At 58.5% G+C, this 12765-nt stretch carries 10 protein-coding genes; 4 read left to right on the plus strand and 6 right to left on the minus strand.

From position 1 onward, the window contains the following. Together ACFFAR_RS12045 and ACFFAR_RS12050 are read left to right on the plus strand one after the other, a co-directional pair. The coding region (locus tag ACFFAR_RS12045) for a M20/M25/M40 family metallo-hydrolase (protein WP_174365246.1) at positions 1 to 405 on the plus strand (405 nt) is incomplete at its 5' end. After that, the gene (locus ACFFAR_RS12050) at positions 405 to 1679 is read left to right on the plus strand and encodes a diaminopropionate ammonia-lyase (protein ID WP_174365247.1); all 1275 of its coding nucleotides are present in this window, start codon (positions 405 to 407) and stop codon (positions 1677 to 1679) included. The genes ACFFAR_RS12045 and ACFFAR_RS12050, both read left to right, overlap by 1 nt. Here the strand turns inward: ACFFAR_RS12050 and ACFFAR_RS12055 are convergent. Continuing rightward, positions 1610 to 2830 (minus strand): FAD-dependent oxidoreductase, encoded by a 1221-nt coding sequence (locus tag ACFFAR_RS12055; protein ID WP_174365248.1) that lies wholly within the window; start codon positions 2828 to 2830, stop codon positions 1610 to 1612. The genes ACFFAR_RS12050 and ACFFAR_RS12055 overlap by 70 nt on opposite strands. Before the next feature lie 250 nt (positions 2831 to 3080). Between ACFFAR_RS12055 and ACFFAR_RS12060 the strand changes: the two genes are divergently transcribed. Further along, positions 3081 to 3587, plus strand: a complete 507-nt coding sequence (locus ACFFAR_RS12060) for an RrF2 family transcriptional regulator (RefSeq protein ID WP_375507930.1) — start codon at positions 3081 to 3083, stop codon at positions 3585 to 3587. 24 nt (positions 3588 to 3611) lie between these two features. Here the strand turns inward: ACFFAR_RS12060 and ACFFAR_RS12065 are convergent, their stop codons facing one another. Then, complete coding sequence (locus ACFFAR_RS12065) at positions 3612 to 4553, minus strand: LysR substrate-binding domain-containing protein (protein WP_174363221.1); 942 nt, start codon at positions 4551 to 4553, stop codon at positions 3612 to 3614. Positions 4554 to 4665: 112 nt separating this feature from the next. Between ACFFAR_RS12065 and ACFFAR_RS12070 the strand changes: the two genes are divergently transcribed. Continuing rightward, positions 4666 to 6177, plus strand: coding sequence for a CoA-acylating methylmalonate-semialdehyde dehydrogenase (locus tag ACFFAR_RS12070; protein ID WP_174363220.1), 1512 nt, complete (start codon positions 4666 to 4668; stop codon positions 6175 to 6177). Positions 6178 to 6346: 169 nt separating this feature from the next. On the opposite strand, the gene ACFFAR_RS12075 is transcribed toward ACFFAR_RS12070, so the two are convergent. The 4 genes from ACFFAR_RS12075 to ACFFAR_RS12090 all read right to left on the minus strand — a co-directional run. After that, positions 6347 to 6748, minus strand: a complete 402-nt coding sequence (locus tag ACFFAR_RS12075) for a hypothetical protein (RefSeq protein WP_174363219.1) — start codon at positions 6746 to 6748, stop codon at positions 6347 to 6349. A 102-nt stretch (positions 6749 to 6850) separates the two neighbouring features. Next, positions 6851 to 11047, minus strand: coding sequence for a type VI secretion system membrane subunit TssM (tssM, locus tag ACFFAR_RS12080; protein ID WP_174363218.1), 4197 nt, complete (start codon positions 11045 to 11047; stop codon positions 6851 to 6853). Positions 11048 to 11085: 38 nt separating this feature from the next. Further along, complete coding sequence (gene tssL / locus ACFFAR_RS12085) at positions 11086 to 12342, minus strand: type VI secretion system protein TssL, long form (protein WP_174363222.1); 1257 nt, start codon at positions 12340 to 12342, stop codon at positions 11086 to 11088. 130 nt (positions 12343 to 12472) lie between these two features. Further along, positions 12473 to 12765: XAC2610-related protein (locus tag ACFFAR_RS12090; protein WP_375507931.1), on the minus strand; the 293-nt coding region annotated here is incomplete at its 5' end.

Raw genomic sequence — 12765 nt, forward strand, 5'->3', positions numbered from 1 at the left:
GTTCAAAGGCTGCTGGAGCAGCGCATGCGTAGCGTGTGCGAAGGCATCTGTGCTGCGCACGGCGCGCAATGCACGTTCGAATACACGCATGAGTTCGTGCCGACCGTCAACACGCCTCCATGCGTTGCGACCGCGATTGCAGCGGCCACGGCGATTGTGGGTGCGGACAACGTAGACAGCAACGTCGCACCGATGATGATCTCCGAAGACTTCGGCGCGTTCCTCGAAGTGGTGCCGGGCAACTTTGCGTTTATCGGTAATGGTGCCGGAGGCGAAGCCGGTGCGACTCCGCTACACAACGCACGATACGACTTCAACGACGCCATCCTGTCCACCGGCGCGCGCTATTTTGCGGAGATCGTGCGTTTGAAATTACCCGTTGAAAACGTCCAGAGGACAGTCTGATGCTTCAAATCAACGCCAATGCGCGCCGCAATGACTACGACGATTCGCTTCGCCAGATTCTCAACATCCATGCCGCCGATGAAAGCCGCGCGTGGTTATCGGCATGGGACGGGTTGAACGCGGGACCGACGCCTCTTTGGGACTTGCCGGATCTTGCCTCAAGACTGGGAGTGGGATCGATTCGCGTGAAGGACGAAGGGCATCGATCGCCGTTGGGGAGTTTCAAGGCGCTTGGTGCGCCGATCGCATTGATGCGGCTGATTAAAAGGCTCTTCCAGGGCCACGATCTTGACGCTGCAAAACTGATCGATAGACACTATACGACGCTGCTGCGCAACCTCACCGTGATCAGCGCAACCGATGGCAACCATGGCCGCGCATTGGCCGCGGCGGCGCGCAGTATCGGTTGCCGATGTGTGATCGTGTTGCATAAGCACGTGAACGATGAACGGCGGCTGGCAATCGCGGCACTCGGCGCGGAGATCGTGCAGATCGAGGGCAACTATGACGAGTCGGTGACGGAAGCCGCGCGGCTTGCGAAGGAAAATGCCTGGCACGTCGTGTCCGATACCTCGTACGACGGTTACGAAACGATTCCGCGCGACGTGATGCAGGGTTATGGAACCATCGCTGCGGAAGCAATCGAACAAAACGATGGCCGGCCCTATACGCATGTGTTCATTCAAGGCGGGGTGGGTGGATTGGCTGCCGGGGTGATCAGCTATTTTGCAGAGCGCGACGGTGAGCAACGGCCGCGTTTCATCATCGTGGAGCCGGATCAGGCCGAGTGTCTTTATCAAAGCGCGCTTCGAGGACATGCAGCCCATGCAACGGGTTCCGTGGATTCGGTCATGGCCGGACTCGCATGCGGAGAAACGTCGCCGCTGGCGTGGCGCTTTCTGAGCGTTCTCGCCGACGCGTTCATGACCGTGTCAGACGAAGCCGCCATCGAAGCCATGCGCATTCTTGCTGCCGGTTCAAAGCAGGATATTCCCGTCGTGGCGGGAGAGTCCGGAGCGGCTGGACTTGCGGGATTGATTCAAGCAACTGGCGACGCAAAAGAGCGCATTGCGCTTGCACTCGATGAGCATTCGCACGTGCTCTTGCTGAACACTGAAGGCGCAACCGCGCCAGCGTTGTACCGGCAATTGACGTCGTTGCGCGCAGAGGACGTGCTCCACGCGCAACGACAATGGCAAGGTGCTCAAGCTACGACAGTGACATTCGGATCGGCGGCATCGAACGCGGCTGTTCTATCCGCTGCCGGCGGATAAATCCACTCGGTACAGATCTGGCGCTTGAGCGCTTTCGCTTCGTTGCCAACGAGCTTGATCTGCCTGTCCCATCCTTCGGTGAAGACCGCGCCCCACGACCCGAGATCGAGACACGTCACATAAACCGGTTGACGATAAGGTAGAGGCTCGCTGCCAAGCATGTCGGCCGCCACGTTATGTCCCGCGAACCGGCCCATGTTCATTGCATGCTGGCATGACATGAGCGCGTGATTGCCGAGGTCGTCGGTGGTGGCAAAAGCGACGTCGCCGGCGGCGAATACATCGTCCATTCCCAGCACGCGCAAGTTCGCATCCACGTGTAGACGCCCGAGCGGATCGCGCTCGGCGTTGAGCTGTTTCGTCAGCGAATTGGCGCGCATGCCTGCTGTCCAGATCACCGTCTTCGCCTCGATACGCTCGCCGTCCGACGTAACGATGCCATCAGTATCGATACTGCTCACCGCAACGTTCAGACGCACCTCGATGCCGAGTCCGGTCAACGCCTGCTCAATAACCGGCCGCGGCCCGGCGCCCAGGTCCGGACCCACCGCGCCCGCTTGCTCGATCACGATCACCCTGACTGCAGTGTTCGCGCCCAGGAACGAACGCAAGCGTTCGGGCAATTCCGTCGCGATTTCGATCCCGGTGAAACCCGCGCCTACGACAACAACCGTATTTCGCGCGGACGAATCAGGCTGATTGGCGAGGCCACGCAGATGCGCTTCCAGACGCGCGGCGTCGCTGATCTGATCGATGCTGAACGCGGCCGTGTCCAGGCCCGGAACGCGCGGACGAAACAGCGCGCTGCCGCTGGCGAGCACCAGCCTGTCGTAGTGTACGGTGAATGTGCTGCCGTCCGCATTCACTGCTTCGACAGTGTGATCCGCGGCCTTGATATCGCGCACGCTGCCTTGGATGAAGCGGACGCCGGTTGCATCGAAGAGCGGCAACAGCGGCGCTTTCAGACCAAGCGGGTTGGTTTCATGAAGGCGCGGGCGAACATGCAACTGGGGTTCGGGCGCAATCAAGGCGACTTCGATGGGCTCGCCGTTCGTATTCGCGGCATCGATCAAACGAGCTGCGCCAAGCGCGCTCCACATGCCGGCGAAGCCGGCGCCTATCACCAGAATTCTCTTGGGACTATCAGTCATTTTTCGCTTTCAATTCGTTAATCGGGTCGCCGTAATTTCCTGCGATATCTACGACTGTACAAGTCGTAGATAGATCTTGCAAGTGCGATGATATCGCACATCGATCCGAATATTGCATGTCGCTATATGGAGAGATAGCCGTCAGGAATATGCAGATGACGCGATTTTCATCGCTGAGAAGACGAGCATTGCCTCCCGCCTCCGGATGGAATAGAATGCCTAAACTAGGATTTGATGAGTCGGAGATGGAATGAGTCACATCAGTTCAGGCGTCGAGTACGCGCTGCATTGCCTGCTGTATCTGACCGACGCGCCGGCTGGTGTCAGCGAGGCGAGCGTGCGGGATCTGGCGGAACTGCAGGGATTGTCGGTGGATTACGTGGCGAAGCTTTTCACCAAGCTTCATAAGGCCGGCTTGACGGTCGCTACCGAAGGCGCACGTGGAGGATTTGCGCTCGCGCGTCCTGCCGAGCGCATCACTGTGCTCGACGTGGTGCAAGCCATCGACGGACCCAAGCCGCTTTTCGATTGCCGCGAGATTCGCGCGCGCTGCGCAATATTTGGCGATACCGCTCCCAAGTGGGCCACAAGCGGCACATGTTCCATTCATGCGGTCATGATCGAGGCCGAGAAGCGCATGCAAGAGGTGCTCGAAGCGCAGACACTCGCGGGACTGGCGGCCCGCACTGTGGCGAAAGCGCCGCGCACGTATCACGCCGAGATCGTGAACTGGATCGACAAACGCGCTGCAAGCTAAAGCGCTGGTCTTCAAACACGGACGCTAGTCCGAAAATCCATCTTCGAACGTCTTGCGCAAATACGATACGAACGCCGTCACCGCGCGTGGCACGTGGGAAGCATACGGACGTACTACATAAAGCTGCTCTGCAAAAACGCCGGTAGGTTGCCAATCGGGCAACAGGCGCACGAGGTGACCGGCGCGTAGCGCGGCTTGGGCGCTGAAGTCAGGGACCAGTGCAACGCCGAGATCATCGAGGGCGGCGTCGCGCAGGGTCTCGCTGTTATTCGCCGAGAACGGTCCGTTGATAGGCACCGTGACGCGTCCCGTGGCGGACTTGCGCCCGGTCGTGCGTTCGAAGGTCCACGCGGGGGCCTCTTGCGCGCGCGGGTAAAAGAGGCAATCGTGCGCGGCCAGTTCCTGCGGCGTCGAAGGCGTGCCACGACGCTTCAGATACGCGCGTGTTGCCACGATCACCGAACGCGTCTTGCACAGCGTCCAGGCAACATGTGTTTCGGGCGCGACGGCGCTGTGTCGAATCGCGAGATCGAAACCCTCGCTCGCGAGCGAGCTGATCCTGTCGGATACTTCCAGTTGCACGCGCACTTCAGGGTTTGCCCTTAGGAACGCCGATAAATGCGGCACGAGCTGCTGCCGCGCAAACGCGACCGGAGCAGTCACACGCAGCTCTCCACGTGCAATTCCTGCCGAATCGCGTACGCCCGCAAAGCTCTGCGCAATGCCTTCATACTGCCCGCGCGTTTGATCGACAAGACGTTGTCCTGCCTCCGTCAGCCGCACACTGCGCGTGGTGCGCTGCACCAACGACACACCAGCGGCGCGCTCCAGTTCGACTATTCTTTGACTCATGGCCGCCTTGCTCACACCAAGCCGGGTGGCTGCGCGCGTATAGCTGCCTTGCTGCGCGAGGATTGTCAGCCAGTAGAGATGCGTCCAGAGAGACTCGACTCGTTGCGTTTCCATATGCCCATTGTTCACCATAGAAAACAATCATTTCAATCATAACGTCTTTGCAGACGTGTCCCGGGTTCTTACACTCGATAGACTTTCCACCAAACCAATCAGGTGCCTCATCATGCAAAGCTTCAGCGATCGCGCGGACGTCGGCCATTTCATTCAGGGCCGTCGTGTACCCGGCACGGGAACGCGCACCCAGCCGATCTTCAACCCGGCGACGGGCGCCGAAGCGCGCACGCTGCACCTGGGTGATGTTGCCGATGTCGACGCAGCCGTCGCCGGCGCAAAGAAAGCGTTTGCCAGCTGGAGCGAAACCCCGCCGATTCGCCGTGCACGCGTGATGCTGCGTTTCCTGGAGTTGATGAACAAGCATCGCGACGATCTTGCCGCGATCATCACAGCCGAACATGGCAAGGTTTTCAGCGACGCGCAGGGTGAGGTGTCACGCGGTATCGATGTGATCGAGTTTGCTTGCGGCATCCCGCAACTCCTGAAGGGCGATTTCACGGAGCAGGTGTCGACAGGTATCGACAACTGGACCACGCGTCAGGCGCTGGGCGTCGTTGCCGGCATCACGCCGTTCAACTTCCCTTGCATGGTGCCGTGCTGGATGTTCCCGGTCGCGATTGCAGCGGGCAATTGCTTCATCTTGAAGCCGAGCGAACGCGATCCGTCGGCATCGCTATTCATGGCAGGGTTGCTGCAGGAAGCCGGTTTGCCCGATGGCGTGTTCAGCGTCGTGCAGGGTGACAAGGTCGTGGTCGATGCGCTGCTCGTGCATCCCGATGTGAAGGCCATCAGTTTCGTGGGTTCCACGCCGATTGCGAATTACATCTATCAGACTGGTGCGCAGCACGGCAAGCGCGTGCAGGCGCTCGGCGGCGCGAAGAATCACATGGTCGTGATGCCCGATGCCGATCTGGATCAGGCTATCGATGCACTGGTCGGTGCGGGTTACGGATCAGCCGGCGAGCGCTGCATGGCGATTTCGGTTGCGGTGCTTGTTGGCGATGTCGCTGACAAGTTGATTCCTCGGCTTGCCGAGCGGGCGCGTTCGCTGATCGTGAAGAACGGCATGGAAGCCGATGCCGAGATGGGCCCGATCGTGACGCGTCAGGCGTTGGAACGCATTGAAGGGTATATCGCGCTGGGTGTGGAGGAGGGCGCTTCACTGGTCGTCGACGGACGTGGTTTCAAGGTGCCGGGGCACGAGGAAGGCTTCTTTACCGGCGGCACGCTGTTCGATAACGTGACGCCCGAGATGCGCATCTATAAGGAAGAGATTTTTGGTCCGGTGCTGGCCTGCGTGCGGGTCAAGGACTTTACCGAAGCGGTCGATCTGATCAACGCCCACGAGTTTGGGAACGGCGTGGCCTGCTATACACGCGATGGCCACGTTGCACGTGAGTTCGGTCGCCGTATCGAAGTCGGGATGGTGGGGATCAATGTGCCCATTCCTGTGCCGATGGCCTGGCACGGGTTTGGTGGCTGGAAGCGCAGCCTTTTCGGCGATATGCACGCTTACGGCGAGGAAGGGGTGCGGTTCTACACGCGGCAGAAATCGATCATGCAACGGTGGCCAGAGAGCACCGAGAAGGGCGCCGAGTTTGCGATGCCTACGAGTAAGTAAGGGGGTTGGTTTGTAGCCCGGGGCCGGCCCTGTTGGTTGGGGCGGTGCCGGGTTGCTGCAATTTAGGCTGGACCGCTCCGGCTACTCACCCATCTCGGCAAATCTGGCACTCGTTCGAAAGTCGCTTTTCCCTACAAGACGATGTTGGCGGGTTCGACCAACGGGTCTGCTAGTCGAATCCGGCATAGCCATCTAAAAGCTCTGCCACTACCCTCGCTTTGATAGTTTCGAATTCTGAATCGCTAATCAGCCCTTTAACAACCATATCCTTTGCTCGTCCGAGCCGTGACGTCAAGTCGTCCACGGATGAAGCGGTACCCTCGCGCGCAAACGCGGATGCGGTCGACGCAGTGTAGCCCTGAAAGCCGCCATACTTTGCCCGCAATTCTTCCAATTCTCGAAGGCGCCGCTTCTCGCGCCACGCTTGTTCTTGTGCCTGGCAGAAACGATACACGGCCTGCGCGTCGATTTTCCGAAGGCCGGTAAAGCGGTGCTCGATGACCGAACCTCCTGGTGCGAGGCCGGATTGCGTTAGAGCCGCTATTGTGATGTCGCTGCCAAGAATTCCCACTCGAACGTGCACGCTTTTAATGTCTTGCCACCTCAGATCGACAGGCGTAAATAGATCAGATCATTGTGGACCGTCTGCACGGAGCTCTAGGAAAGTTGCTTCCTAATTGGCCTGCGCCCAATCGTCGCGAGCGGGCGCGCCGTTTGCCTTCAGGCTTGCTGGTTGCTGCACACCGCGTTGCGGTGCTTGCTCAATAAGCGCAGGCTCTTCATCGATATGTTGCGTTGACCGGACCTGCGCAGCTGGAGCTTGCATAGCCCGCACTGGCTGCGCCACAGCAGAAGGCAATCCAACTGGCGGGCCACTGTCAGGCAAACTGAACGATGGCAAGGAACTTGGACACTGGAACGTCCGCAAGACATCGCTTGTCAGTGGATTTGCCACGCTTGCCGTACCGACTATGTCGAGCACGGCTTTGCGTCCATCGAAATTAAACTCCGCGCGGGTCCGTCCAGATGTTGCGGTTTCAATCAAACGGCCTTTTTTCAGCAAGCGCATGAATGCCCATGGTCCATCGGTCGATACCGTCGATGTGTCCGGACGGATGCGCGGATTCGCCGTGATCTCCGCATGAACTCCGCCTCGAGGTCCTGGCCATGCCACGGCAAATGGCCGGTCAGGACCATGCTGGTAGTGCTCGCTTTGTCCGTCGATATCAAGCACAAGGCCGGTGATCGTCGGATCGAGTTCTGGAATCTTGATCTCGGCTTTCCACGAAAGCTTTTTTTGCCCCGGATCAGTGAAGAACACTTCTCGAATTGCTTTGGCCTTTTGGAACGGCATCAAGTCAGGTCCCTGTACCGGCTCGGTTGCGCCGGGCAGCGTTTTGTATCGCCATGGCCGGGAGGCGGTGTTGACGAAAGGGGCGAGCGTCTTCACAAAAAAGTCATCGATCACGCCGCCTTGTGCGAACACGCGCGTAAAGTCGTCGATGCTCACGTCCTGTTTGCTCTCGGGGACGAACGGGTAATTACCATCGACCGTGAGACGACAAGCATCGCCGATGGTTGCCACCATCTGTCGCGACAGTAGCTGTCCAATACCCTGATTCACCTCCTGTGAACCCTGGATCGCGAGATTGCGCAGCACCTCGCGAAACGGCGCAGGAAGCGTTTCTGCCGTCAACTTGAGTTTCACAGCGGAGTCACTCGCGGGCGGCATGCTGTTGTTGGTCAACGCGTTGTCGGCGACGGTCAGCACCGTGTAATAGTCGTTCAGTTGACCAGTTAGTGCGTCGAGCTGGGGAGCACCCGTTGGCGCAGCGGGTTGTCCTGCAACAGGCGTGTCCCCCGCGCCGGTCACGACCTCACGCAACGCGGCGAAATGGCTATCGACCAGCTCTCGCTCCAGACGTTCTTCCGCACGAATGCCGAGCGTTTGGTCGGCCTTCTGGTTGATTTGGCCGGAGGCTTTTTGGAGGAACGATTTTTCATCGGCGGCTGCGGTTCGGGTCAACGTCGTTTCCCTGACAGCAGCTTGCGCAAGCCGTGACAATGGGGAGTCCGGCGCGGCGAAGCGGCGCAATATCTGCAGGTTGAATGCAAGACTGGTGCCGCTGACCGTACGGATATCGCCGAGAAAATTGTCCCAGCGTTGCGCATATTCCATCAGGTATTGCCGACGGACTTCTTCGGTCAGCGGATCCGCCGTTAAGCCCTCCGCGCGCGCGATTTCAGCCGTTTTTTTTTGAGCGTCACCGAGAAGGCTGCGGCCCATGACCCATGCATCGTCATCGCGAGCAATCTGGACGAATTCGGGGAGACGCTTGTCGAATAGATTGCGGTATCCGTCGAAGGTGAACAAGCCCGGCACGCCGTGTGCAAGCGGCTCTCCACTTGCACGCGTGAATACAGTGCCGGCTTGCGGACCGACAGCGCGCAACAACGTAAATTCTTCAGGCGCCTCTTTTTGCATTGCCGCTTTCGAGCGTTCATAGAGCCGCTGCGTTGCGTTGTTCGCGTCCAGGAATGACCGCGCTTGCTGGATCAGCGCGTCGTTTCGTACGAACGGCGATTGGACGACACGGTCTGCAGAGAACAATGCGTTGACATGTTCGATCATCGATGCCCGTCCACCGAATACAGCAGCGCTGTCCGTATTGGCCCAGTCCGACAACACCCACGCTTTGACATCGTCGGCGTTGTATTTGGCTTTATCTTGAAGCATCAGATACGTGCGCAACGCCGCGTAGGCTGTTTCGGAATCCTTTCGGGCAATGGCATCGGAAAGTACCGCTTCCATGCGATGCACGAGCTGCGGCAACAGCAGCGTGTCTTCGAGCGAGTCGTATGTATGACGGCTTTCCGTTGCGACGTCGGGTGCGACGTACAACCCGTACCGATACTTACTCTCCGGCGACGACAAGTCGAGTCCCGGATACGTCGGAAGGTAACGGGCATCGGTGAGCGCGTCCGGCACTGCTTCGGGCTTTGGCGATTTATAGAGCTGCGTGACTTTCGCTGACAGCACTCGGGTCTTGGCTTCGATTGCGTCAAGGTAGACGCGGTTGTTGCCGAGGCTTACCCAAATGCCGCTCACGAGCCACGCGAAGAGCAAGACGGCCAGTGCATGGCCGACAAATCGCAAGAGACGAAAGCGGAATTCCCAATGCAAATTCGGACGAACAAGCCGCGCTTCGCGGAATATGACTTTAGTGAGAAGGTCCTGTAAGAAGTAGCTTTGGTGTCGCTGCGACGTAGCGTCCGCTTTCGCCGGCTCGCTTGCAAAAGCACTCAGGACGCGCTGCAAAATGGTTCGTCGCTCGGCGACAAGCGTCGCGCCCGATTGCGCAGCGCTCGTGAAATAAACGCCACGCAGCGCTTCGTCGCGTTGCGTGGTGTCGTATCGCGAGTCGAGGAAAACGCTATCGATCAGCAAAGCCAATGGCCCGATCATTGCGGAAAATTCCTGATCGAGGGCCACGAGCTTGCATCGATTGCTTGCATCATGCTCATCCTGCAAGCGACCATTTACACCTTCCGCAAGGCGTGTCGCGAGCAGACCGAGCTCCGACCGGCAACGCGCACGCAATGATTCACGCGCGACTGTTGCGCGGCCGGATGGAAGCGTGAATCCCCATATCTGCGAACGGCCTTCCGCCGTCAAAGACCCGAAGTATTCGTTGAATCCACTTAATTGGTCCATCTTCGTGACCACGAGATAAACCGGGAAGCGAATCCCGAGGTCCGTGCGCAGGTCGGCCAGGCGTGTGCGCAGTGCGGCGATCTCACCCAAGCGAGCGTGGTCGTCTTCTTTGGTCAGGGTGGCGAGATCAATCGTCAGAATCGCGCCATTGATAGGCATGCGGGGACGATGTTTGCGAAGAAGCGCGAGAAAGCCGTGCCATTCGGCGGCATCGACTTGTGCGGGTGTTACGAGCGGCTTTTGTTCAGTCGGAGGAATTTTTTTATCATCCGCACCTGCCGTTGACGCCTTCGTCTTTTCAGATTCGGTCGCGGCCGAAAGTTCGTCTTCTGGGTTTTCGATAGTAACGGAGGGCGCTGAAGGAGTGGCGATAGCCGCAACGCTGTCGGTCGACTGTCCGTGCTGCGCGTAATGTCCAGCGGTATCGATTAAGACAGCGTCATTGGTCATCCACCAGTCGACATTCGCAGTTCCACTAGTCGCCGCCAGCTGATCGACAGCCCGTTGCATCTGCTCGGCAACAGGAAACGCGAGGCCGGCGTTGAGCACGGCAGTCGTCTTGCCCGCGCTTTTCGAACCAAGCGTGATGTACCAGGGCAGTTCATACAGATAGCGCTTGCCTTGAAAGAGACGGCCAAGGCCTCGTGCGCCCGTGCGCATCGATTTGAGCTGCTGCAATGCCGCGTCGACAATCCCAGTGACGAGCTCGAGTCGGGTTGCCGCCGGGGAAGTCTCTTGCTTGATGCCAAATTCCAATATCTGTTTCAGAAGCGACTTGTCAGCGATCAGACGGGCCTTCAACTTAATCAATCCATAGATGGCAAAGACCATCAGGATCGCCACGATGATCACGATCCTCGTAAAATTGGCCTCGAACGGTTGGGCGTGCCCGAAGGAAAGCAGAGGCGAAGCGAACCAGACCAGCAGACATAAGAGTGCTACGAAGATAATGCTGACGGACCACCCCGCCAGCAAGATCAACGTCCCTGCAAACAGCAGCACGATCGTCAGAACGCGCGCCCCGATACCCGCGAGCGGCGTCAGTCCGCCAAAGGCGACGAGCGGTCCCAAGAACCAGATGACAAGTGCCACGACAACAAGCGCGACGAAAACGCCCGTCTGCCGCAATGCCGTAAGCGATATAAACTTCTTCATTCTAAAACCCCAAAAATACCGTGATGTCGCCGGGGCGCTCACTCTGCGACGTTGATCTCGACACGCCGGTTCTGCGCGCGTCCCTGGAACGTCCGGTTGTCCGCGATTGGCGCGGTATCGCCCTTGCCGATGGCTTCGAGACGGCCTGAAGGCACACCCGCGGCCTGAAGCATTTGCATTACCTGCGTGGCGCGCTCTTCGGAAAGTGCCTGGTTCGAAGGGAACGCACGACTGCGGATCGGCTGGTTGTCGCTGTGGCCGATCACGGTCACCTTGCCTGGCACCTTGATCACTTCCCCCGCGATCTTGGCGAGCAGCGGCTGCACCGATGCGTTGACAGATGCGTTGCCTGCGCCAAACATGTCGTCGCCACGGAAAGTGACGGTGCTGTGGCGTTCGTCTTCATCGACACTGACCTTGCCGGCGGCGATCTGGTCCTGGAGCAATTCCTTCAGGTGCAAAGTAGGCGGTGCAGGAGGTGGCCTCATGCGGGCGATGTCTGCAACATGTTGCTGTATGGCTGTGCTTTGGGTCAGCAGTTCGTATTTTGCGTAGCCGTAGAATGCGAGCAGGATCACTGAAAGCACTGCGACGGTAATCCATACGGGAAAGTCGTAGAACGCGCGGCTTCTGCCGTGCGCATCGCTTTCCCAATGCTGGGATAGTGCAACCGGGACTGGGCCGCGCTGAGAGGTGATCTCTGTGTAGAGGCGTTGACGTACGGCGTCGTGCTGGCGCGCGCCATCTGCGTTATGGCGATAACGGCCTTCGAACCCAAGACTCAGGACACGGTAGATGACTTCGAGCAAGTCCAGGTGTTCTTTGGGCTCGGTCATCAGGCGGCCGATCAGGTAATAGACCTTGTCGCCACCTTGACGGTCATTATGAAATTTCGAGGCGAGACCCGTGGTGATCCATTCCATTCCGTCATCTGCGCCCTTGCCCCATTTCGTTTGCATCGCAGCTTCATCTAGTGCTGTGCAAAGGCAATAGCTCGCTCCGAGCACATGATCGCGCCGGATGTTGGCCTGCTCGCACAGCTTCTCGAAGGCACGAACTTCGTGTTCGAGTAACGAGCGGAGCTCAATGACTGAGTCCGCCTCGAGATATTTTGGCATATCCGCTAGCGCTCGCAGGAGTGGCTTAGCGGACTCGAGTAGAGGATTTTTCGCGCTCTGGATGTCAGCCAGACGGGTGCCACGTCCTGTCGACGGTGAACCAAACGCAGAAGTTTGATGCGGTCCTCCCACGTCTTCATCGTGCCGTGCAATGACGCCGGTTGTACGGTTGCTCATGAAAAATTTGCATCCATGTGATATTGCAGGAGTCGGTCGATTTCGCCCCCGACACTCATGTCCGTTTAGACGATAGTCAACAGGCGCTGACTGCTGTCGGGACATTCCTGCTGGCTATTAACTACCCGTTTCATCTCAGATCTGCCTTCTTTCGCGTAGTGACGTAATGTAACTTTCCCTTCTGCATTCGCCCGGTGGTTGTCTCTATCCATTTCCCGTCGGCTGAAAGGCTTTCATCCCAGTCGGCTATCAACACCAGCTTTTTACCCTTATAAAGATAAGTCTCTGACGAGTGACTACAACAGCTGTTGCGTTGGGCCGACGTGATGGTTCGGGTGCTGGGATCAATCGAGATCTGCGTTAGAGCCGACAACTCTTGGTCAAAGACGAATTGCCTGGAACGAATTGCCTGGAAGCCGGATC

It is taken from the genome of uncultured Caballeronia sp., assembly GCF_964243625.1.
Lineage (GTDB): Bacteria > Pseudomonadota > Gammaproteobacteria > Burkholderiales > Burkholderiaceae > Caballeronia.

Coding starts and splice junctions, on each gene's coding strand:
- ACFFAR_RS12050 (WP_174365247.1), top strand. CDS start 405: ATGCTTCAAATCAACGCCAATGCGCGCCGCAATGACTACGACGATTCG.
- ACFFAR_RS12055 (WP_174365248.1), bottom strand. CDS start 2,830: ATGACTGATAGTCCCAAGAGAATTCTGGTGATAGGCGCCGGCTTCGCC.
- ACFFAR_RS12060 (WP_375507930.1), top strand. CDS start 3,081: ATGAGTCACATCAGTTCAGGCGTCGAGTACGCGCTGCATTGCCTGCTG.
- ACFFAR_RS12065 (WP_174363221.1), bottom strand. CDS start 4,553: ATGGAAACGCAACGAGTCGAGTCTCTCTGGACGCATCTCTACTGGCTG.
- ACFFAR_RS12070 (WP_174363220.1), top strand. CDS start 4,666: ATGCAAAGCTTCAGCGATCGCGCGGACGTCGGCCATTTCATTCAGGGC.
- tssM (WP_174363218.1), bottom strand. CDS start 11,047: ATGAAGAAGTTTATATCGCTTACGGCATTGCGGCAGACGGGCGTTTTC.
- tssL (WP_174363222.1), bottom strand. CDS start 12,342: ATGAGCAACCGTACAACCGGCGTCATTGCACGGCACGATGAAGACGTG.